The sequence below is a fragment of the Pseudomonas sp. SK2 genome (assembly GCF_016772395.1).
GTDB classification, from domain to species: Bacteria; Pseudomonadota; Gammaproteobacteria; order Pseudomonadales; family Pseudomonadaceae; genus Aquipseudomonas; species Aquipseudomonas taiwanensis.
Genome location: NZ_CP061944.1, coordinates 1,362,609 through 1,384,782, shown reverse-complemented (window position 1 = coordinate 1,384,782; position 22,174 = coordinate 1,362,609). Strand labels below are relative to the sequence as shown.

Below are 22,174 nucleotides of genomic sequence, written 5' to 3'. Positions count from 1 at the left end.
TTCCCCCTGCACCTCAGCGAACCTCCCCTCGCAAGCGACTGACCTGCTCACGCAGGGCTTCAGGCTGCGCCGCCTCCACCGGGATGGCGGCGCCAGCCACGATGGTCACGCGTGACCACAGGCGCTTGAAGAAGCCCTTGGCCGGATCACGGCTGAAGAAGCTGCCCCACAACCCTTGCAGTGCCAGGGGAATCACCGGCACCGGGGTTTCATCGAGAATACGGCTGACGCCACCTTTGAATACGTCGATCTCCCCGTCACCGGTCAGCTTGCCCTCGGGGAAGATGCACACCACCTCGCCCGCCTTCAGGTACTCGGCAATGCGGGCAAAGGCACGCTCGTAGATCACCTCGTCCTCGCCGCGCCCGGCAATGGGAATGGCGCCTGCGGTGCGGAACACGAAGTTGAGCACCGGTAGGTTGAAGATCTTGTAGTACATGACGAACCGTATTGGCCGGCGAATGGCCCCACCCAGCAGCAAGGCGTCGACGAACGAGACATGGTTGCACACCAACAGCGCCGCGCCCTCGTCAGGAATACGCTCAAGGTCACGGTGCTCCACCCGGTACATGGAATGGCTGAGCAACCAGATCAGGAAGCGCATGGTGAATTCCGGCACGATGCGGAAGATGTAGGCGTTCACCAGGACATTGAGCAACGACACCACCAGGAACAGCTGCGGGATGGTCAGCTCCGCCAGCCCCAGCAGGAGGATGGTGAGAATCGCCGAAACCACCATGAACAAGGCGTTGAGGATGTTGTTGGCGGCGATGACCCGAGCGCGCTGGTCTTCGGCCGTGCGGGCCTGGATCAATGCGTACAGCGGCACGATGTAGAAACCACCGAACACACCAAGCCCGACGATCGACAGCATGATCCACCAGGCTTGGCTCATGCCCAGCAAGGTCAACCAGTCGTGGGGGGTGGCTGCGGCTGGTACATCCCCTGAATGCCACCACCAGAGCAGGCCGAACAGGGTCAGGCCGAACGAGCCGAACGGCACCAGGCCGATCTCCACCTTGCGCCCACTGAGGCGCTCGCACAGCAGTGAACCCAGGGCGATGCCCACCGAGAACAAGGTCAGCACCAGGGTCACGACCGTGCCGTCTCCGTGCAGCCAGTCTTTGGCGTAGGCCGGAATCTGGGTCAGGTAGATGGCGCCGACGAACCAGAACCAGGAGTTGCCGACAATCGAGCGCGATACCGCCGGCGTCTGCCCCAGGCCCAGGCGCAGGATCGCCCAGGACTGCTTGAAGATGTTCCAGTCCAGCGGCATCTGCGGGGAGGCGGCAGCGGCGCGCGGAATCCAGCGGCTGGCCAGGTAACCCAACACCGCGGTACCGACCACGCCGCCCGCCACCACCGCGGCATAGCTGTCGGTCGACATCATCACCCCAGCGCCGATGGTGCCGGCGAGGATCGCCAGAAATGTGCCCATCTCCACCAGCCCGTTACCGCCCACCAGCTCTTCTTCACGCAGGGCCTGGGGCAGGATCGAATACTTTGCCGGGCCGAACAGCGCCGAGTGGGTCCCCATGCCGAACAACGCCACCAACATCAGCACCAGGTGATCGGTGACGAAGCCGACCGCACCGATCGCCATGATGCCGATCTCGGCCAGCTTGATCGCGCGGATCAACGCGTCCTTGGCGAATTTCTCGCCAAACTGACCGCCCAGTGCCGAGAACAGGAAGAACGGCAGGATGAACAGCAACGCGCACAGGTTGACCCAGATCGAGCGGTCGTCGTCCCCGAGGCTGAGCTTGAACAGGATCGCCAGGATCAATGACTGCTTGAACAGGTTGTCGTTGAAAGCACCCAGCAACTGGGTGACGAAAAACGGCAGGAAGCGCCGTTTGCCGAGCAAGGTGAATTGCGAGGGGTGACTCATCGTCCATGTTCCTGAAGTGCTTTTGTCATTGGAGGCACGTTCAACGCGGCAGGCCACAAATCTGCACGGGAAAGCCTCGGGTTGGCAAGCCAGGCCGTGAATTTGGGCGCTTCATCACAGAATGATGGCCATGTGACAGCAAATTTAATGCATTCCTGGTTCAGATTTTGATACATATGACGATAATTCATATAGATGACTACATCTCGTAGCGGGAATGGACCTCCGGTCTCCTCCAACACATAAGAAAAGGAGCGCAGCAGTTTATGTTTATCGGGTTCGGCGACCTGAAGATCGCCAGTAAACTCTTCCTTGGTTTTGGCCTGGTGCTGTGCCTGACCCTTGCCCAGTCATTGATCAGCTGGAACGGACTCGGCAGCCTGGTGCGCCGCAGCGAGGTGGTCAACGATGTCTCACGCCTGAACGATGTGCTCGGCGACTTGCGCGAGGCCCGCCTGCGCCATGCCATGGCCAATGGCGAGGAAAGCCAGGCCAAGGCGTTGCAGGCCGCGCTGGAGGCTTTCCAGGCGCCGATGGCGAAATTGCGGGCCGTCCTGGTCAAGAGCGACAATCTCTCGCGGCTGCACGATGCCGAGCAAACCTTGCAGGCCTATGCGCACAACCAGTCGCTGAGCTTCCAGTCCTATCAGAAGATGCGCGAAGCGCAGAAGGAAATGGGCGCGCTGGCCACGCGCTCATTCGCCAGCATCGAAGAAATCCGCCAGCAGGTGCGTGCGCTGCCGGATGCCGAACAGCGTTTCGAGCGCAGCGAAGCGATCAACCAGATCCGCGAAAACCTGATCCTGCTGCGCTACCACGTGCGTGGCTATACCGGTAACACCAATGCCGACACCGAACAGTTGATGAACGCGCAGATCGCTACCACCGTGAATGATCTGCCAGGGCTGGTGGCGAAGTTCAACGGCAGCTTTGGCCCCCAGTTCGAACAGTTGAACGGCCAGGTACATGCCTACGCCGCGGCCGTGGAAGCCTTCCGGGGCGAGGTAAGCAAACTGGTGGACTACCGCAACGCCATGGGCCAGAACGTCGAAACCCTGAACAGCGTGATTGGCCAACTGCTCGATGCCCAGGCGGCGTCGGTGAGAGACGACAGCCAGTTCGCCAGGACCTTGCAGTTGGTCACCACCGCCCTCGCCCTGCTGTTGGGTGCTTTGGCGGCGGTCATCATCGCCCGTCAGATCAGCCAGCCGCTGCAGCGTGTGCTGCGCGCCATGGAGCAAGTGGCTGCGGGCGATCTCAGCGAGCAACCGGCCAGCCAGCGCCGCGATGAACTGGGCCAGTTGCAGAACAGCCTGAAGACCATGACCGGGAACCTGCGCCAACTCATTGCCCGTGTTCGTGACGGCATCTCGCAGATCGCCAGTTCCACCGAGCAATTGTCGGCCATTACCGAGCAAACCAGCGCTGGCGCCACTCACCAGAAAGTGGAAACGGACCAGGTGGCCACCGCCATGCAGGAAATGGCAGCCACTGTTCATGAAGTGGCGCGCAATGCCGGTGAAGCCTCGCAAGCCGCCAGCGCCACCGACCAGGAAGCCCGTGAGGGCGACCACGTGGTGAGCCGCGCGGTTGTGCAGATAGATCGCCTGGCCAGCCAAGTGGCGGCCACCGGTGAAGCCATGGATGCGCTGCGCAGCGAAAGCCAGCGCATCGGCAAGGTGATGGACGTGATCAAGGCGGTGGCCGAGCAGACCAACCTGCTGGCGCTCAACGCCGCCATCGAGGCCGCCCGCGCTGGTGAAGCTGGCCGTGGCTTCGCGGTTGTGGCGGATGAAGTGCGCAGCCTGGCCCAGCGCACCCAGGCGTCCACCGAAGAGATCGAATCGGCGATCGGCAGCCTGGAGCAAGGCACTCGCTCGGTCAGTGAGCTGATGCAAGAGAGCCAGAGCTTGACCGCGAGCAGCGTTGCACTGGTGCGCGAAGCAGGTCTGGCGCTGGAAGGGATCACCCAGCGGGTTTCCGGAATCCAGTCGATGAACCAGCAGATTGCTGCGGCATCGGAGCAGCATAGCGCAGTGGCTGAAGAAATCAGCCGTAGCGTGGTGACGGTAAGGGACATTTCAGAGCAAACGGCAGAAGCGAGTGAGCAGACATCGGCATCCAGTGTCGAGTTGGCGCGGTTGGGCGGGCAATTGCAGGAGATGATCAGCCGGTTCCGGCTGTGATGCGGGTGTAAGGCTTCTGGCCTCTTCGCGGGTGAACCCGCGAAGGCCAGTACAGCCCACCGGTCACGCAAACCCGAACAGCGATCGAGCGGTATCCACCAACAACGCCCGACGCAACTCGGTCGAACAACCCAGCGCCTCGAACTGCTCTATCACCGTGGTAAAGCTCACCGCCGACTCATGCTGGGTATGCGGCCAGTCACTGCCCCACATCAGACGCTCGGCGCCATAGTGCGCTTCAAGCGCAACCAGCGCCCGGCGGGCGAACGCCAGGTTCTGCTCGGGCGAACCTTCCAGCCGATAGACACCGGACACTTTCACCCAGACCTTGCCTTTGCCGCCCAGGGTCAGCATCTCGGCGAAACCTGGCTGGCCCAAACCGCCACGGGCATCGGGCCGACCAAAGTGATCGATGACGATATCCAGGCCATAGGGCTCCAGGGCGCGGACCAGCCTGGGCAGGTCCGCCACAGGCCGGTGTAGCTCCAGATGCCAGCCCTGCTCGCCAATGCGTTCCAGCATCGGGCGCCATTGCGCATCCGTCAGGTCTGGCAGAGCCTGGCCCATCAGGTTCAGGCGAACACCCCTCACGCCCTGGCGAGTCATGTCATCGAGCGTCTGGCGCTCGACGTCCCGGTCAAGCATCACCACGCCTCGCAATTGCCCCGGGACGGTCTGCAGGGCGCTCAGCAGGTAGCGGTTGTCGGTGCCCAGGAAGCTGGGCTGGACCAGCACACCATGGCTGAAACCATGGTGCTGAAGCTGGCTCAGGTAATCGCCCAGGGGGGCGTCATAACTGGGCGCATAACGCCGCTCGCTGGCCAGGTTCAGCCCACGGCTGAACACGTGGGCATGGCTGTCGATGGCGGTCAGGGTTGGAGCGGGAACGTCGGGCATGGCTCTCATCGAAACGGGTTGATCGAAATTACTTGGTCACAGCGCCAGACAGCGCCGGTGCCGGTTCGGCTTCGAGGGTGCGGCCACGGGTTTCCGGCAGGCACAGCGCGGCGATCACGGCAACGCCATAGGCGATGCCCGCATCGATACCGATGGCCGACCCCAAGGACATGGACTCGCTCATGTGGCCGACCAGGAACGGGAACACCGCCGACAGCACACGCCCGAAGTTGTAGCAGAAGCCCACCCCGGCACCGCGCACATCAGCTGGGTACAGCTCGTTGAAGAACGACCCCAGACTGGCCGGAATACCCGCTGCGAAGAAGCCCAGCGGGAAACCGAGGAACAGCATCTGGGTATTGGTCAGCGGGAAGAACACATAGGCCTGCACGGTCAGTACGCAGCACAGCGCGAACAGCAGGATGTTCTTGCGACGGCCAATACGGTCGATCAACTGGCCACTCACGACGCAGCCACACCAGAAGGCGAAGATGATCACGGCCAGGTAGCCGCCGGAGTTCAGCACCGAGAGGTTGCGCTCGGTCTTCAGGAAGGTCGGCAGCCATGTCATGACGGCATGGTAACCACCATGGGCACCCAGGCCCAGCAGGCCACCCAACAGCGTCACGCGCAGCAGTTCCGGGCGGAAGATACCGGCCATGGACGTGAAGAAGCTGCCGGGGATGGCCTTCTCTTTCTGCAAGCGCTGGAAACTGTCCGGCTCTTGCACGTTGCGGCGCACCCAAATGATCAGCAGCGACGGCAGCAACCCGACGAAGAACATCACCCGCCAGGCGAATTCCTGCGGCACCAGCGAATAGATCAGCGCGAACAGCGCCACCGCCAGCCCCCAGCCCACGGCCCAGGCGCTTTGCACGGTGCCCATGACCTTGCCGCGGTATTTCGGGTTGATGGTCTCGGCCATCAGCACCGCGCCGGCAGCCCACTCACCGCCAATGCCAAAGCCTTGCATGGCCTTGACGAACAGCAGCGGGTAGAAGCCGGTAACGAAGGCCGAGAGGAAGGTGAAGAAGGAGAACCAGAGGATCATCCACTGCAGGGTACGCACGCGGCCATAGCGGTCCGACAGGGTACCGCCCAGCCAACCACCGATTGCCGAAGTGACCAGGGTCAGGCCGCTGATCAGGCCGGCATCGCCCTTGGTCAGGGAAAACGCGGCGATCAGGGCGGGAATCGCCAGGCCGAACATCTGCACTTCCAGCGCATCGAGCGACCAGCCACCGAAACAGGCCCAGAACGTCTTGCGTTCCCGTGAAGTGATCTGGCGATACCAGCTGAACATGATTGTTATCCTTCTAGTCGTGTGTGTGACGGTCGGGCGCGCCGAAGCGCTTGGCACGCGTCGACCGGGCATGCGAAGCCACTGCGCCCTGACACCAGGGCACAGACGGGTAACGGGATGAAACCGGCTTAGCGAATGTCGATGCGGTAGCGGAAGTGCTGCGCATGGCCGCGTGAACGGCGCCACTCCAGAGGTTTGCCGGCGTAATCACGGGCCAGGCGCTCGATCACCACTACCGGGCTGTCGACCGGCAGTTGCAGCACGCGCGCATGCACCGCATCGACCGCTTCGGCGGTCAGGGTCTCTTCAGCGGAGGCGACGACCTGGCCGCATAGCGCCTCATAGATGGGGTAAAGCAGCGGGCCCTTCTGGTTGAGGTCGACCTCCAGCAAGGGCTGGAAGGTCTGGCGTGGCAACCAGATTTCTTCGGCCAGCACCGGCTGGGCCCCCAGCAGACGGGTACGGATGATACGGATGACTTCGGCCTCGGTCGGCAGTCCAAGCGCTTGGGCCACAGCGGAAGGCGCCAGGACCGGCTCGATGGACAGAATTCGGCTTTCCGGCATCACCCGTTCGCCACTGACGGTTTCGAAGCGGAAGAATCGGAACAGCGAGGACTGGAACTGTGGGCGGCGGATGAAGGTACCCCGGCCCTGCTGGCGTTCCAGCACGCCTTCGGCCACCAGCGCATCGACGGCTTTGCGCACGGTGCCGACAGACATGTCGAACTCGGCCGACAACGCCGCTTCGGTGGGAATAGCCTCGCCTGGACGCCAGCGGTTGTTGGCGATCTGCTCCACGAGGTGGTCGCGCAGCAGTTGATAGCGGGGAAGTCGAGCATCACCGGACAGTGGGTGCATGGGTCGCTCTCGTCTTGTTATATAAACATATATATGAATTTTTCCGAGAGTATTCCCGGTGGGTGCTGGCATGTCAATCCTCCACCGGTCAGCTCTGGCCCGAGTCCGAAGCGTTGCTCAGCGAAGGTGAACTGGCGACGAAACAGCAGACACAGGCGACACAAGCGCCTGGGCTCCCTTATGCTCAGGCACCGGCAACTTCACCCTGACAAGGACGTGGCAATGCTCGCCGCCCTCAAGCGCTACCCCACTGCCGTACGCCTGCTACTCAGCACCACCTTCACCCTGACCGTGGCCCGCGCCCTCACCCTGCCCTACCTGGTGGTCTACCTGGCGCACACCTTCCACCTGTCGATCAGCCATATCGGCCTGCTGATCGGTGGCGCGCTGATCGTCGCTTCGCTGCTGAGCCTCTACGGCGGGCACCTGGTCGATATCCTGCGCAACCATACGGTAGTCACCGCCAGCACCCTGGTATTCGCCCTCGCCTTCATCGGCGCCATCGCCAGCCGCTCGAGCGCACTGTTCTTCCTGTGCCTGGTGCTGATCAACCTAGCCTTGGCGGTGGTCGACATCGCCGCCAAGGCTGGCTTCTGTGCCCTGCTACCGGTGGACGAGCGGGCCGAGGTGTTCGCCATCAAGTACACCTTGAGCAATGTGGGCTACGCTGCAGGACCGCTGCTCGGCGTAGCCTTGCTGGAATTCGACGATCACCTGCCGTTCCTGGCCTCGGCGCTGATTGGCCTGGGCATGAGCCTGGCCTACTGGCAGCTGGGCGACCGTGGATTGCAGACCCGAGACCCAAGCCCGGAGCGCAGCGGGTTCGCCCAGGTAGCCATGGGCCTGGCACGCGACCGCCGCCTGGTGTACTTCACCTTGGGGGGCGTGCTCAGCGCCGTGGTGTTCGGCCAGTTCACCGCCTACCTGTCACAGTATCTGGTGGTGACCACGAGCGCTGAGCAGGCCGCACGCCTGGTTGGCTACCTGGTGACCACCAACGCCGTGACGGTGATCGCCCTGCAGTACCTGATCGGTCGGCGCATCAGCCGCCAGAGCCTGATGTCGTGGCTGCTGGCCGGCATGGCGCTGTTCGTCGCTGGGCTGCTGGGGTTCGCGCTGGCCGGCTCGGTGCTGGCCTGGTGCCTGGCGATGCTGGTGTTCACTTTAGGCGAGATCATCGTGATACCGGCCGAGTACATGTTCATCGACCTGATCGCTCCCGAACATCTGCGCGGGGTCTATTACGGCGCGCAGAACCTGTCGAACCTGGGGGCGGCGCTGGGGCCTGTAATGGTGGGGTTTGCCCTGACGCATCTGTGGCCGGGGGCGATCTTCTACCTGCTGGTGTTGTCGGTGATACTGGCGGGGGTGTTCTACGGGTTGGGTACCCGCCGTCATTGATGTTGGCTGGACTGGCCCACTCGCGGGCGACCCCGCTCCTGCAGGGATATCATGCTGGGCTGCGACCATCGTCTGCACTGACGAAGCTGCACCTGCGTGCCAAACTGGTTGATCGGGACTGCGTTACCTTTTTCGCTCTGGAGTTTTCATGTCGTTGTCCAGCGGGCTGATCGCTGTGGTCGCCCTGGCCTACATGGCCATCATGTTCGCTATCGCCTTCTATGGCGACCGCCGCAGCACACCGTTGCCGCCGCGGCTGCGTGCGTGGGTGTACAGCTTGTCGCTGGCCGTCTACTGCACCAGTTGGACCTTCTTCGGCGCAGTCGGCCAGGCCGCCGAGCAGCTCTGGGCGTTCCTGCCGATCTACCTGGGGCCGGTGCTGCTGCTGATCTTCGCGCCCTGGGTGCTGCAGAAGATGGTGCTGATCAGCAAGCAGCAGAACATCACCTCGATCGCCGACTTCATCGCCGCACGCTACGGCAAGTCCCAGAGCCTGGCGGTCGTGGTGGCGCTGATCTGCCTGGTTGGCGTGCTGCCCTATATCGCGCTGCAGCTCAAAGGCATCGTGCTGGGCGTCAACCTGCTGATCGGCGCCAACGCCGACGCCACCGGCACCCGCGTCCAGGACACCGCGCTGGTGGTATCGCTGGTGCTGGCGCTGTTCGCCATCGTCTTCGGTACCCGCAGCCTGGATGTGACCGAGCACCACCGTGGCATGGTGCTGGCGATTGCCTTCGAGTCGCTGGTCAAGTTGCTGGCATTTCTCGCCGTCGGCGTGTTCGTGGTGTTCAACCTGTACGACGGTTTCGACGACCTGTTCAGCCAGGCGCGCGAGTCGGTACACCTGAGCGACTACTGGCAGGAGACCATCAACTGGCCGTCCATGGTGGTGCAGACCGCCGTGGCGATGATGGCGATCATCTGCCTGCCGCGACAGTTCCATGTGACCGTGGTGGAGAACATCGAGCCCCAGGACATGCGCCTGGCGCGCTGGGTGTTCCCAATGTACCTGGCGTTGGCGGCGCTGTTCGTGGTGCCGATTGCGCTGGCCGGGCAGATGCTGCTGCCGGGCACGGTGATTTCCGACTCCTTCGTCATCAGCCTGCCACTGGCCGAAGCCCACCCGAGCCTGGCCCTGCTGGCGTTCATCGGTGGCGCATCGGCCGCTACCGGCATGGTCATCGTCGAAGCCGTGGCACTGTCGACCATGGTCTCCAACGACATGCTGCTGCCCTGGCTGCTGCGCCGCACCAACGCCGAGCGGCCGTTCGAGGCGTTCCGCCATTGGATGCTGTCGGTACGCCGGGTGACCATCGTGGTCATCCTGCTGCTGGCCTATGTCAGCTACCGCTTGCTGGGCTCAACGGCGAGCCTGGCGACCATCGGCCAGATTGCCTTCGCCGCCGTCACCCAGTTGACCCCCGCCATGCTCGGCGCGCTGTACTGGAAGCAGGCCAACCGCCGTGGCGTGTTCGCCGGCCTGGCCGCAGGCATCTTCCTGTGGTTCTACACCCTGGTACTGCCCATTGCCGCCCACAGCGTCGGCTGGTCGCTGGAGCTGTTCCCAGGCCTGGCCTGGCTGCATGGCAACCCGCTGAACCTGCCGATCACCCCGCTGACCCAAGGCGTAGTGCTGTCACTGGCGGGCAACTTCACATTGTTCGTCTGGGTCTCGATGCTGTCGCGCACCCGGGTCTCGGAACACTGGCAGGCCGGCCGCTTCATTGGCCAGCAGACCAGCGCCCGCCCCAGCAGCAAGCCGCTGCTGGCGGTGCAGATCGACGACCTGCTCAACCTTGCCTCGCGCTTCGTTGGCGAGGAGCGCGCACGGCAGAGTTTCATCCGCTTCGCGTACCGCCAGGGCAAGGGCTTCAACCCCAACCAAAACGCCGACGGTGACTGGATCGAGCACACCGAACGCCTGTTGGCGGGTGTGCTGGGCACCTCCTCGACCCGGGCGGTGGTCAAGGCCGCCATCGAAGGCCGTGACATGCAACTCGAGGACGTCGTGCGCATCGCCGACGAAGCCAGCGAGGTGTTGCAATTCAACCGCGCTCTGCTGCAAGGGGCTATCGAAAACATCAACCAGGGCATCAGCGTGGTCGACCAGAACCTGCATCTGGTGGCCTGGAACCGCCGATACCTGGAACTGTTCAACTACCCCGACGGGCTGATCAGCGTGGGTCGGCCGATCGCCGACATCATCCGCTACAACGCCGAACGTGGCCTGTGCGGCCCGGGTGAGGCACAGGTGCATGTAGCCCGGCGTCTGCACTGGATGCGCCAGGGCCGAGCGCACTCCTCGGAGCGATTGTTCCCCAACGGCCGGGTGATCGAACTGATTGGCAACCCGATGCCCGGCGGCGGGTTCGTCATGAGCTTCACCGACATCACCCCGTTCCGCGAGGCCGAACAGGCGTTGCGCGATTCCAACGAAGGGCTGGAGCAACGGGTCGCCGAGCGCACCCAGGAACTCTCCAAACTGAACCAGGCACTGAGCGAAGCCAAGAGCCAGGCCGAAGCGGTAAGCCAGTCGAAAACACGCTTCCTGGCCGCGGTCAGCCATGACCTGATGCAACCGCTCAACGCCGCGCGACTGTTCTCCGCCGCCCTGTCGCAGCAGGCCGAGGGCATGAACGAAGAAGCACAGCAACTGGTGCAGCACATGGACAGCTCGCTGCGCTCGGCCGAAGAGCTGATCAGCGACCTGCTGGACATCTCGCGCCTGGAAAACGGCAAGATCACCCCGGACCCCAAGCCGTTCTACCTGAGCGAGTTGTTCGACACACTGGGCGCCGAGTTCAAGGTGCTGGCCGCGGAAAAAGGGTTGGAATTCCGCCTGCGCGGCAGCCGCCTGCGGGTCGACAGCGACATGCGGCTGCTGCGCCGGGTGCTGCAGAACTTCCTGACCAACGCCCTGCGCTATGGCAAGAGCCCGATCCTGCTGGGTGTCAGGCGTCAGGGCGAGCGCCTGTGGCTGGAAGTCTGGGACCGCGGCCCGGGTATCGCCGACGACAAGTTGCAGGTGATCTTCCAAGAGTTCAAACGCCTGGACAGCCATCAGACCCGTGCCGAAAAGGGTCTGGGACTGGGGCTTGCGATCGCCGATGGCTTGTGTCGCGTCCTCGGGCACACGCTGCAAGTGCGCTCGTGGCCTGGCAAGGGCACGGTGTTTCGTGTCAGCGTACCGATCGCCCGTCAGGCCGTAGCGGCCCCCGTGGCCCCTGCGGAACAGGCCAGCCAGCCGCTGGCCGGGTTGCAGGTGCTGTGCGTCGACAACGAAGACAGCATCCTGATCGGCATGAACAGCCTGCTCAGCCGCTGGGGCTGCCAGGTGTGGACGGCACGCAACCGCGCCGAATGCGAAGCGCTGCTGGCAAAGGGCATGCGCCCGCACCTGGCGCTGGTGGACTACCACCTGGACGATGGCGAAACCGGTACCGAACTGATGGGCTGGCTACGCGCCCACTTGGGCGAGCCAGTGCCGGGGGTCGTGATCAGCGCCGACGGGCGCAACGAAACCATCGCCCAAGTGCATGCCGCCGGCCTCGACTACCTGGCCAAGCCGGTCAAGCCGGCAGCACTACGAGCCCTGCTCAACCGCCATCTGAGCCAGGTTCAGTAAGCACCTCGTCCGCCAGGGCTTCGTCGGACAGCGCTCGCTCAAGGAGATCGGCGGGCAGGCTCTTGCTGGCCCGGGCGCCGAGCAGCTTGAGCTGTTCGCTACGGCTGACCAGGTTGCCGCGTCCTTCGCAGAGTTTGTTGCGCGCCGACGCGTAGGCCTTGTCGACCTGCTGCAGGCGGTTGCCCAATTCGTCCAGATCCTGGATGAACAACACGAACTTGTCGTACAGCCAGCCGGCGCGCTCGGCGATTTCACGAGCGTTCTGGCCCTGACGTTCCTGCTTCCACAGGCTGTCGATCACCCGTAGCGTGGCGAGCAAGGTAGTCGGGCTGACGATCACGATCTGCCGGTCGAAGGCTTCCTGGAACAGGTTCGGCTCAGCCTGCAAGGCCGCCGAGAATGCTGCTTCGATCGGCACGAACAGCAGCACGAAGTCCAGGCTGTGCAAGCCTTCGAGGCGGTTGTAATCCTTGCTCGACAGGCCTTTTACATGGCTACGCAGCGACTGTACGTGCTGCTTGAGCGCGGCCTGGGCACGTTCGCTGTCGGTATCGCTGACGAATTGCTGGTAAGCCGTGAGGCTGACCTTTGCGTCGACCACTACCTGCTTATCGCCGGGCAGCATGATCAACACATCGGGCTGGAAACGCTCGCCATCGGCACTGCGCAGACTGACCTGGGTCTGGTACTCGCGTCCCTTCTCCAGGCCGGCGTGCTCCAGTACCCGCTCCAGGATCAGCTCGCCCCAGTTACCCTGGGTCTTCTGGCCTTTGAGTGCCTGGGTCAGGTTGGTGGCTTCGTCGGACAGGCGCAGGTTGAGCTGTTGCAAGCGCTCCAGTTCCTTGCCCAGGGAGAAACGCTCGCGGGCTTCCTGCTGGTAGCTTTCCTCGACACGTTTCTCGAAGGCCTGGATGCGTTCTTTCAGTGGGTCGAGCAACTGCCCCAGATGCTGCTGGCTGGTCTGGGCGAAGCGCTGCTCACGCTCGTCGAAGATCTTGGTGGCAAGGTCGGCGAACTGAGCCCGCAGGGTATCGCGAGCTTCCTGCAGGTCATCAAGACGCTGCTGATGGCTTTCCTGTTGCTCACGCAGCTCGGCCTCCAGCCGTGCCGTCTGCGATTCCAGACGGCGCAGCTCGGCTTCGCGATTGGCACGCTCAAGGCTCCAGGCATGGGCCGCATCGCGGGCATTGTCGCGCTCGATCTGCAGCAATTCGAGCTCACGGCCCTGGGCGGCCAACTGGGTTTGCTTGAGGGTGTTGGCTTCGCTGAGATCGCTGATTTCGTCACGGCTGGCATCGAGCTGGGCCTGCAAACCTTCCTGGGCTAGCCGCGCACTGGCAAGGCGTTCCTCCAGCAAGGCCTGCTCGCCCTGGCGGGCCCCCTGACGCCGCTGCAGTTGCATCACCCACCCCAGGCACGGCACCGCCCCCAACACCAACCCCAGCAGAATGCTGGTCAGATCCACTGCCATGGTTTCCCCGATCCGTCTTGTGCACTTACTGCGCAGCTTATCAGCCTGCTGAACATGGCGTCTGCCAGGCTCAATCCGGGAACCACTGCCGAAGCAGGCGACGGGCCTCTTGCGAGCCCTGCCCTGCTGCGAGCTCCAACCAGTACCGGGCCTGATCCGGCTCGTTCGCCTGGCACAAGCGGGCGTACTCCAGTTGGGCACGGCGGTCGCCCGCCCGGGCCGCCTGGCGCAGCAACTCATGGCCGATGCGCCGATCGCGGGCATTGCCGCAGTCGCGGCAGAGCATCTGCCCCAGACGGCTCTGCGCCACGACCACGCCCTGGCGCGCCGGTTGCTTGAGCAGGCGTCCGGCCAGGTGCTTGACCTGTGGCTTGTGCCCCAGGCGTGGGCTGTCCAGCAGCCAGAGGGCCACTTTCAGGGAAAAGCGTTTTGGGGAAGGCACTGACGTGGCGTCAGCGGTGCTGGCGAGGTGTTTACCGCGAAACTTCATGACCCATGGAGAAGGCAGCTCGAAAGGCGCGCCACTCTACTCTTTTTTTTGCCCCATGACCTGTCGATTCATGGAGTATTGAAAAAAAATTTCGGTGTTCTTTTCTTGACGTTTCGAAGAAGTGACCCGTGGGTCGTTCACTGCCCGACAATTGTCGGACAGTTCCACAAACTGCTGGCACGCCCGTCCTAGAGCAAGCGCTCGGGACAATCCACAATTCCTGTGGATAACTCGGTGGACAACCCTATTACAGACCCCGCAAACCCCTATGAAATGGGGCTTTCGAACAAACTGACGATTTTTTCACCAGCAAAAATTAGTGTTTTTTTTCATTGACTTAAGGGGTCAGTCAAGGCATTGGCGAAGCCTTCCCGGGGTGTTAGTACGCTGTTACAAGGCCTGCCTCAATTGTGAACAAGTGCACCGTAAACCAGCAGTGACCTGCACGAAATTAGGACATCCGGGGAGATTGCTGGCACTTTCCCCCCCCTTCACAGCCTGGAAAAGAAACGCCATACTGTGCGGCTCGCCTGATGAAAAGCAGCAACGCTTGCCAAGCGTGCTCGTTTACGTTAAGGTGCGCCTCGTTAGTACCAAGCTGAAAGTCAATTCTGGCCAAAATGTCCTTGCAGCCTTTCCTCTCCCGAGTGATCGCTGCTGAAACCAGGACCGGCCCCCTCGATGATTCACTCGCCAGCCAAGGCTGCCCAAGCACGAATCACGCGACAGATTGATCAGGATTCCACTCCGATGGCCTCGAACCTTGGCCCCGGTGTGCTGCCTGCCTTCTGAAGTACCTACCAGTCAGCCCAAGCGCAAACCTTTGATCGCGCCCCTCTGGCTGCCCTGTTCCAGTCAGGTTCATTCGTCCGTTAATAAAGGCGTCACTGGAACGTTTCTATCATGCACGGATCCTAACTTCCGTGTTTAAAGCAGGAACATCCAACAATATGCATACTCATCCTCAAATTCAGGCTGCCATTGGCACCCTTTCCCAGGCCTTCTCGCCGTTGAAGTGCCTTATCGTTGCCCCCCGCAAGGGCAGCTTCAGCTTCACCCTGGTGGACGAACATGGCGTCGCCTGCCACACCGAGCGCCTGTACCCCGAGCAGTACAGCGCGTCGGAACCGCTGCAAGCGGTAATCGCCCGGACCCGTCAGTCGCTCACCGCGTGAGCGGCGAATACTGCGGTATTCACCCCATCGATGATTGCGACATTTGCCTGCCTGATCGTTCTTGCTGTAATTGCCACAGGGCATATGGCAAAGGACCTCAGGCAGCAAACGATTTAAAAACAGCCTTTTACGCCACGATTATCACACTACACTTCAACTCGAGCGGTACTTGCCGCTTCCGGCGGGCCTGATCATCCACCAGCTGCCAAGCTCCAGCGCCCGTCGGCCCTTAATTGCTCGAGGGCATCATGGGTATCGCGGCGAATGAATTGTGTCAGTATGTGATCCGACCAACCTTGGTCTACCTCAACCGTCATTGCGCCAGTGCCGAGGCTTTGCTGCTGGGCATAGCCGCCAGCCAGTCGGCGCTCGGTTCGGCGCTGCATGACCGACGCGGTCATGGTCTGTACCGAATCGGCGAAAGCCGCCACCAAGCCCTTTGGGACCAGTTCCTGGCGCGTGATCCTGAACTGGCCAGCCTGGTACGGGGTCTGGCCAGCCAGCATGCCTTCCTGGGTGGTCCGCACCTGGAACTCACGGTCAACCTGCGTTACTCCACTGCCATCGCCTGGATGCTGATCGAAGAGCAGGCAACGCCGTTGCCAGCCGCTGACGATCTGCTCGGGTTGGCGCGCATCTGGCGGCAGATATTCCACCCCCAAGGTCGCCTGCGCGACTTCACTCACGCTTGGCACACCTGCATAGATCAGAGATTGCCTCAAGCCTCCTGAGAAAGGCCTTACAGATTTACCGGAAAAAACGGAATTTTGGTCGGATTGTCCTACAAAACCGCTCTATCTCCCGTGATTGAGGCTATAGCGCGGCGCGTGAATTGTTGGTAGCTTTCCGCCCCGGAGATACCAAGGAGTTTCTAATAATGAAAAAAGCAATGCTCAAAACCTCCCTCGGCGTAGCCGTTGCTCTCGCTTCCAGCCAACTGTTCGCCAGCGGCTTTGCCCTCAACGAACAAAGCGTCAGTGGCATGGGTACAGGTTTCGCTGGCCGCTCTTCTTCTGCCGAAGATGCCAGCACCGTGTTCGGCAACCCTGCCGGCATGTCACGCCTGAAACGCGAGCAGATCACCGTGGGCGGTGCCGCCGTCATCGCAAAAACCGACATCTCAGGGCCAGGTAGCAGCTACGGGGGGGAAACCGATGGCGACATGGTGCCTGTGGTTGGCGTACCGATGGGGTATTACGTAAAGCCAATCGATGACCACTGGAGCGTCGGCTTCGGTGTCTATGTACCGTTTGGCCTGGTCACCGACTACGGTAGCGACGATGCTGCGCGCTACTGGGGCAAGAAAAGCCACGTCGAGGTGATCACCTTCCAGCCAACCGTCAGCTATGCGTTCAATGACAAGGTGTCGGTTGGTTTCGGCCCGACCATCAACCGCATCAAGGGTGAACTGGGCTCGAACCTGAGCAGCAAAGCCTTCCTGGGCCCAGCCGGCACCGATGGCGAGGTCAAGATCAAGGGCGACGACACTGCCGTCGGCTACAACATCGGCGTGCTTGTGCAGGCTACCGACCGCACCCGCCTGGGTCTGACCTATCACTCGATGGTCGACTACAAGCTCGAAGGCGATACCCGTGTTTCCTATCCAATTCCAGCGCTCGGCCTCAGCGGCAAGTTCGACGCCAGCCTGAAAATCAAGACGCCAGAATCCGTGGACTTCTCGATCACCCATGAACTGGATGACCACTGGACGCTGTACGCGGGTAGCACTTGGACGCGCTGGAGCCGACTGGAAAACATCACGGTCAAGAACGACGCACCTGCTGGGTACCCGCTCCAGACCATCACCGAAGAGCAGAATTGGCATGACACCTGGGCTCATGCCATTGGCGCTGCTTACAAGGTGAACAAGGAATGGACCCTGCGCGCAGGCTTCTCCGTCGACCAGTCCCCTACCAACAATCATGACCGCTCCCCGCGCATCCCGACTGGCGACCGCAAAGTCTTCAGCCTTGGTGCCGGCTGGAGTCCGACCGACGACATGACCATCGACGTGGCCTACTCCTACCTGTGGGAAGAGGACACCAAGGTGAACAACCAACCAAGCTCGCTGACGGAAGGTGCCTTGAAGGGCAGCTACCAGGCTAAGTACGAGAACAGCGCTCACGGTATCGGTGCCTCCCTCACCTACCGCTTCTGAGTCGCATCGGCTGCATGAATCGGGGCTGCTATGCAGCCCCGATCTTCAAGCACTCACCTGCCAGTCAGCCCCCAGGCACTCCTGCAGGTAATCCATGAACGCACGCACCTTGGGCGTCATGGCAAAGCGGTCAGCCAGGCAGACATAGACATCCATCGGCTCTGTCTGGGCATACGCCCGGCCCGCTTCCCCCTGCTCGAACAGCGGAACCAACGCCCCAGCGTCCAAGTGTGGCCGCACGATGAACTCGGCGAGCCGGGTGATCCCACCATCGTTCAGGGCCATTTGGGTCAGGGCATCGATATCGTCGCTGATCAACACGGTGCCGAATTCGGCCTCGAAACGAAGCCCGTCACGGATGAACCCCCAACGCAAGAAGCGCCCATCGACCGGGTAGCGAAATACCAGGCACCGATGTTCCCGCAACGACTCTGGCGTTGAAGGTAACCCCGCGCGCTGCAGATACCCAGGCGAGGCACAACAGATGAACGGGACCCGGGCGATATGCCGTGCCAGCAAATGGTCTTCCAGTTGCGGGGCGATACGCACGCTCACGTCCACACCCTCTTGCGCATGGTTCACGCGCCGATCAGTCGTTACCAACTCTATCGAAAGCCGCGGATAGCGCGCACTGAAGGCAGGAATCAGGGGCGCCAGTACATGACGACCGAAGGCCGAAGTCGAGGCGATGCACAAGCGCCCCTGCGGCTCGCTGTCCGGCGTCGTCACCGCCAACTCAGCCAGCGCCAGATCGCGTGCGACATGCCTGACCCGCTCGAAATACAAACTGCCCGCGGGGGTCAGTGCCATGCTGCGCGTGGTACGACTCAACAATCGCACCTGCAGGTGCTGCTCCAACCGCGCCAGGTTCTGGCTGACCGCCGCCGGGCTGATGCCCAGGTTACGCGCGCCGGCGGCGATGCTGCCCGCCTCGACCACCTTGATGAAGCTACGGATGGCGTTGAGCAAATCCATGTGTGGGCTCTGCTGATTCGTAAGAATCTCTTTATAAAGAACTCAGCAAGGCCAGTCTACAGCCTGCCCTTGGGCAGTTGTTAACCTGTGCCTCCACTCTCATCGAAAGGAGTTCGCATGAACGACCTGATCCAACCGCGCAGCCGAAGGAAGCTGCACCCACGCGCAACCCCCTATGCCTTTGCGTTCTACATGTCGTCGATCATGGCGTTGCTGATGTGCTTCGTGATCACCGCCGCCACGACTGGCTTTAACCCGCAGTACCTGGACAATGTACTGAAGGCCTACCAGCTGGCCATGCCGGTGGCCTTCGTCTGCGTGTTGATGGTCCGGCCGGTGGTGATGCGACTGGTGGCTCTCACCGTGCACGCGCACTAGGCTCTATACGAAAAGCCTTGATACTCGGTGATGCTGCGTTGAAAACAGCCTCGGAATGCTCATTTACAACCCGTAAACACCGCTTTCTCGGCTGTTTTCGCCTTGCCTGACCTTCGTCTCAAGACGTTTCATACAGACCCTAGCGCCCGAGATCAGGGCTGCGATGCGATGGCCTTTTCGATCGCGGCCCTGAAGGCTGGGTCGTCAGGCTTGGTCAAGCTGGAGAAATTGCCGATCACCTTACCCTTGCGGTCGATCACGTACTTGTAGAAATTCCATTTCGGCGCGCTGCTTTGGCTGGCCAGTTCGGCGAACAGCGGGATCGCGTCCTCGCCACGCACCGGCTGGGCCTTGGTCATGGTGAACGTCACGCCGTAGTTGGCGTAGCACACCTTGGCAGTCTCTTCGCTGTCACCGGCTTCCTGTTTGAAGTCGTTGGACGGCACGCCGAGCATTTCCAGGCCCTGCTCGTGGTACTCCTTGTAGGCGGCTTCGAGCCCTTCGAATTGCGGGGCGAAACCACAGTAGCTGGCGGTGTTCACCACCACCAGGGGTTTGCCGGCGAAGCGCTGGCACAGGTCGACCTGCTCTTTACCGCGCAGCTCGGGCAAAGTGCCCTGCAACAGCGCCGGGCAGTCAGCGGCCCAAGTGGGAGTGGCGGCCAGCAGGGCCAACAATGGCAGAGTCAACCAAGGTACGCGCATGATGTCGTTCTCCGGCAAGACAGTCCTTGAACTTGCAGGGTAGCGCTTAACACAGGCTCATGCCCAACTGCATCAATGCCAGCCCCCCCTGCTGCCAACCCCACCAGACCAAGGCCAGCACCAGCAGCGCAGCCGCCGCCAGCAGCACGCGGCGCAGGGTGCCGTTCATATCGCTTGCGCCTGCAACCGGGCCACCGGTCGCTCACGCACTGGCCAGTTGAGTGCGGCAGCCAGCAGGCTGAGCAAGATGGAAATCTGCCAGACCAGATCGTAACTACCCGTACGGTCGTACACTACGCCGCCCAGCCAACCGCCCAGGAAGGCACCCAACTGGTGGAACAGGAACACGATGCCACCGAGCATGGACAGATTCCGTACCCCGAACACTGTGGCAACGGTGCCGTTGGTCAGCGGCACCGTCGACAGCCACAGCAAGCCCATGGCGATGCCGAACAGATAGGCGCTGAACTGGGTCACTGGGGCCCACAGGAACAGCACGATCACCACTGCACGCAGCAAGTACAGTCCGGTGAGCAAACGCGGCTTGGACATGCGTCCGCCCAGCCACCCAGCGGTATAGGTACCGACGATATTGAACAGCCCGACCAGGGCCAGCACCGTGGTACCGGTGGTAGCCGCCAAGTGCTGGTCGACCAGATACGCTGGCAGGTGGACACCGATGAACACCACCTGGAAGCCACACACGAAAAAGCCCAGCGCCAACAACCAGAAGCCGGAATGCGAGCAGGCTTCATGCAGGGCCTGGCCCAAGGTCTGCTCGGCACCATGGCTGGGCAACGGTTTGTCCTTCAGCAAGCCAACGAACGGCACGATCAGTGCGACCAGCAACCCTAGTACCAGCAGGGCCGCAGACCAGCCCAGCCACTCGATCAGGCCTAGGGTGCCAGGCAGCATGGCGAACTGACCGAACGAGCCGGCCGCGCTGGCGATACCCATGGCCATGCTGCGCTTTTCCGCCGGCACGGCACGCCCCACCACCCCCAGGATGACCGAGAACGACGTGCCGGAGAGGCCGATGCCGATCAGCAGGCCTGCACTCAGCGACAACGACCAGGGCGAGTCGGCCATGCCCATCAGGATCAGCCCTGCGGTATAGAGCAAGCCCCCGATCAACACCACCCGTGCCGCGCCCAAGCGATCGGCCAAAGCGCCGGCAAACGGCTGCGCCAAGCCCCAGATCAGGTTCTGCAGGGCAATGGCGAAAGCGAATACTTCACGCCCCCAGCCGAATTCGGCACTCATCGGCGCCAGGAACAGGCCAAAACCATGCCGCACGCCCAAGGACAGCGCGAGGATCAACGCCGCGCCCCCCAATACCCACCCGCTGGTTCGCCACAACGAAGTCATTTTGTTTTTCTCCAGCCCATCGCAAGGTTTTACGGGTATATACCCGCTTGAAATCGTAGTTGATCAGGCAAGCCGCTCCAGCAGACGTACCAACTCATCCCGCGCGCCCTCACCCAGTTGCTCCACCAACTGTCGCTGCGCCTGCTGCCAGGCCGGATAGGCCAGCTGCAACCGCGCCGTACCCTCGTCGGTCAACAGCACCACACGGTTACGCTGGTCGTCGCCGTCAGCCAAGGCCACCAACCCTTCGGCCTCGAGCACCCGCAGGTTGCGACCCAAGGTACTGCGTTCAAGGCCCATGGCCTCGGCCAACGTGGTGATACTCGGACGATCCAGCCGCTGAAGGTGGCGCAGTAGGGAAAACTGGGCGACATTGATGCCGAAGCCGGCAAGGGCCTCGTCATAGTGTCGGCTCACCCCGCGAGCGGCTCGGCGCAGGTGGGTGCAGATGCATTCACTGGTCAACATGGTTACGTGTATATACCCGCTTATAGCGTGTTGCAAGAAATTTCAGCACCCGACCGCTGCGGGTGACGGCATGCTGGCGATGACGCATTCACCTCGTCAGCGCGAGGGCCAGCAACACCACCAACTCAAGCAATTCCAGCATCGCCCCGGCAGTATCCCCGGTGGTCCCACCCAATCGACGACACATCAGCTGGCGCAACCACCAGAAGCCTGCCAACGCGCCCACCAAGGGCCAGATCGCCGACCTGCCGACCAGAGCCAGGCCCAGCACCAAGCTACCCGACAATACCCAGGCCCCGGCGCGACGCGGCAGATGCTCGGCCAATGCCTGGCCAAGCCCTCCCGGCCGAACGTAAGGGGTGGACAGAAACAACCCGAGCATGGCGCTACGGCCCACCAAAGGCGCCAACACCAGCACCGCGCCGGCGCCTCGCTCGACGAGCACCCAAAGCGCACAGAACTTCAACAACAGCACCAGCACCAGGGTGACGACGGCAATCGGTCCGCTGCGCGGATCCTTCATGATGTGCAGGGTGCGCTCACGGTCACCGAAGCCACCCAGCCAGGCATCGGCGCTGTCGGCCAGGCCATCCAGGTGCAAGGCACCGCTGAGCAGCACCCAAAGCGTCAGCAACAATGCGGCATGCAGGTGCGCAGGCGTGCCACTCAACAGATGGCTGGCCAACCACAACAGCAGGCCAAACAACACCCCTACCACCGGATACCACAGCAGCGAACGACCAACGTCTCGCGGTGCCGGCATACCCGGCAACCGTACAGGCAAGCTGCTCAGAAACTGCAAGGCGATCCAGAATGGCACCATC

Annotated in this window: 19 protein-coding genes and 1 pseudogene; 8 read left to right on the top strand and 12 right to left on the bottom strand. The window is 62.3% G+C overall.

Annotation, left to right across the window (positions count from 1 at the left end):
* Positions 1–13 precede the first annotated feature (13 nt).
* Positions 14–1,891 carry a 1-acyl-sn-glycerol-3-phosphate acyltransferase gene (locus tag IF103_RS06150; RefSeq protein ID WP_202675936.1) on the bottom strand — a complete coding sequence of 626 codons (1,878 nt, stop codon included), beginning with the start codon at positions 1,889–1,891 and terminating at the stop codon, positions 14–16.
* Positions 1,892–2,157: 266 nt separating this feature from the next.
* On the opposite strand from IF103_RS06150, the pseudogene IF103_RS25320 reads away from it, so the two are divergent.
* Together IF103_RS25320 and IF103_RS25315 are read left to right on the top strand one after the other, a co-directional pair.
* Positions 2,158–3,174, top strand: a pseudogene (locus tag IF103_RS25320) (methyl-accepting chemotaxis protein); the annotation flags it as partial.
* Between the two features lie 39 nt (positions 3,175–3,213).
* Positions 3,214–4,077, top strand: a complete 864-nt coding sequence (locus tag IF103_RS25315) for a methyl-accepting chemotaxis protein (protein ID WP_502709917.1) — start codon at positions 3,214–3,216, stop codon at positions 4,075–4,077.
* A gap of 63 nt (positions 4,078–4,140) precedes the next feature.
* On the opposite strand, the gene IF103_RS06140 is transcribed toward IF103_RS25315, so the two are convergent.
* The 3 genes from IF103_RS06140 to IF103_RS06130 form a co-directional block, all read right to left on the bottom strand.
* Positions 4,141–4,974, bottom strand: a complete 834-nt coding sequence (locus IF103_RS06140) for an amidohydrolase family protein (RefSeq protein WP_023379197.1) — start codon at positions 4,972–4,974, stop codon at positions 4,141–4,143.
* A 28-nt stretch (positions 4,975–5,002) separates the two neighbouring features.
* On the bottom strand, positions 5,003–6,277 hold the full coding sequence (locus IF103_RS06135; protein WP_023379196.1) for an MFS transporter: 1,275 nt from the start codon (positions 6,275–6,277) through the stop codon (positions 5,003–5,005).
* 128 nt (positions 6,278–6,405) lie between these two features.
* Positions 6,406–7,137, bottom strand: coding sequence for a GntR family transcriptional regulator (locus IF103_RS06130; RefSeq protein ID WP_023379195.1), 732 nt, complete (start codon positions 7,135–7,137; stop codon positions 6,406–6,408).
* A gap of 222 nt (positions 7,138–7,359) precedes the next feature.
* Between IF103_RS06130 and IF103_RS06125 the strand changes: the two genes are divergently transcribed.
* Positions 7,360–8,538 carry an MFS transporter gene (locus IF103_RS06125; protein WP_202675934.1) on the top strand — a complete coding sequence of 393 codons (1,179 nt, stop codon included), beginning with the start codon at positions 7,360–7,362 and terminating at the stop codon, positions 8,536–8,538.
* A 148-nt stretch (positions 8,539–8,686) separates the two neighbouring features.
* Complete coding sequence (locus tag IF103_RS06120; protein ID WP_023379193.1) at positions 8,687–12,163, top strand: hybrid sensor histidine kinase/response regulator; 3,477 nt, start codon at positions 8,687–8,689, stop codon at positions 12,161–12,163.
* On the opposite strand, the gene IF103_RS06115 is transcribed toward IF103_RS06120, so the two are convergent.
* Both IF103_RS06115 and IF103_RS06110 read right to left on the bottom strand, forming a co-directional pair.
* Complete coding sequence (locus tag IF103_RS06115) at positions 12,135–13,520, bottom strand: DNA recombination protein RmuC (RefSeq protein ID WP_162144437.1); 1,386 nt, start codon at positions 13,518–13,520, stop codon at positions 12,135–12,137. The two genes, IF103_RS06120 and IF103_RS06115, sit on opposite strands and share 29 nt — an antisense overlap.
* A gap of 184 nt (positions 13,521–13,704) precedes the next feature.
* Positions 13,705–14,124, bottom strand: a complete 420-nt coding sequence (locus tag IF103_RS06110) for a tetratricopeptide repeat protein (protein WP_023379191.1) — start codon at positions 14,122–14,124, stop codon at positions 13,705–13,707.
* A gap of 950 nt (positions 14,125–15,074) precedes the next feature.
* Here IF103_RS06110 and IF103_RS06105 point away from each other — a divergent pair.
* The 3 genes from IF103_RS06105 (at position 15,075) to IF103_RS06095 (ending at position 17,457) form a co-directional block, all read left to right on the top strand.
* Positions 15,075–15,299, top strand: coding sequence for a hypothetical protein (locus IF103_RS06105; protein WP_023379190.1), 225 nt, complete (start codon positions 15,075–15,077; stop codon positions 15,297–15,299).
* Between the two features lie 248 nt (positions 15,300–15,547).
* Positions 15,548–16,030 carry a hypothetical protein gene (locus IF103_RS06100; protein ID WP_023379189.1) on the top strand — a complete coding sequence of 161 codons (483 nt, stop codon included), beginning with the start codon at positions 15,548–15,550 and terminating at the stop codon, positions 16,028–16,030.
* Positions 16,031–16,176: 146 nt separating this feature from the next.
* Complete coding sequence (locus IF103_RS06095; protein WP_023379188.1) at positions 16,177–17,457, top strand: OmpP1/FadL family transporter; 1,281 nt, start codon at positions 16,177–16,179, stop codon at positions 17,455–17,457.
* Positions 17,458–17,502: 45 nt separating this feature from the next.
* Here IF103_RS06095 and IF103_RS06090 read toward each other — a convergent pair whose 3' ends face one another.
* Positions 17,503–18,432, bottom strand: coding sequence for a LysR family transcriptional regulator (locus IF103_RS06090; RefSeq protein ID WP_023379187.1), 930 nt, complete (start codon positions 18,430–18,432; stop codon positions 17,503–17,505).
* A 117-nt stretch (positions 18,433–18,549) separates the two neighbouring features.
* Between IF103_RS06090 and IF103_RS06085 the strand changes: the two genes are divergently transcribed.
* Entirely contained in the window at positions 18,550–18,810 is a 261-nt protein-coding gene (locus tag IF103_RS06085; RefSeq protein ID WP_027906895.1) for a DUF2798 domain-containing protein, read from the top strand.
* A 152-nt stretch (positions 18,811–18,962) separates the two neighbouring features.
* Here the strand turns inward: IF103_RS06085 and IF103_RS06080 are convergent, their stop codons facing one another.
* The 5 genes from IF103_RS06080 to IF103_RS06065 form a co-directional block, all read right to left on the bottom strand.
* Positions 18,963–19,514 carry a glutathione peroxidase gene (locus tag IF103_RS06080; protein ID WP_027906896.1) on the bottom strand — a complete coding sequence of 184 codons (552 nt, stop codon included), beginning with the start codon at positions 19,512–19,514 and terminating at the stop codon, positions 18,963–18,965.
* A 46-nt stretch (positions 19,515–19,560) separates the two neighbouring features.
* A complete protein-coding gene (locus tag IF103_RS25115) occupies positions 19,561–19,683 on the bottom strand; it encodes a hypothetical protein (protein ID WP_023379182.1) in 123 nt (40 codons plus the stop codon).
* Positions 19,680–20,882, bottom strand: coding sequence for an MFS transporter (locus IF103_RS06075; protein WP_023379180.1), 1,203 nt, complete (start codon positions 20,880–20,882; stop codon positions 19,680–19,682). Before IF103_RS06075 ends, IF103_RS25115 begins: the two co-directional genes overlap by 4 nt.
* A gap of 63 nt (positions 20,883–20,945) precedes the next feature.
* Complete coding sequence (locus IF103_RS06070; protein WP_023379178.1) at positions 20,946–21,350, bottom strand: MarR family winged helix-turn-helix transcriptional regulator; 405 nt, start codon at positions 21,348–21,350, stop codon at positions 20,946–20,948.
* Between the two features lie 88 nt (positions 21,351–21,438).
* Positions 21,439–22,173, bottom strand: coding sequence for an adenosylcobinamide-GDP ribazoletransferase (locus IF103_RS06065; protein ID WP_202675933.1), 735 nt, complete (start codon positions 22,171–22,173; stop codon positions 21,439–21,441).
* Position 22,174 lies beyond the last annotated feature (1 nt).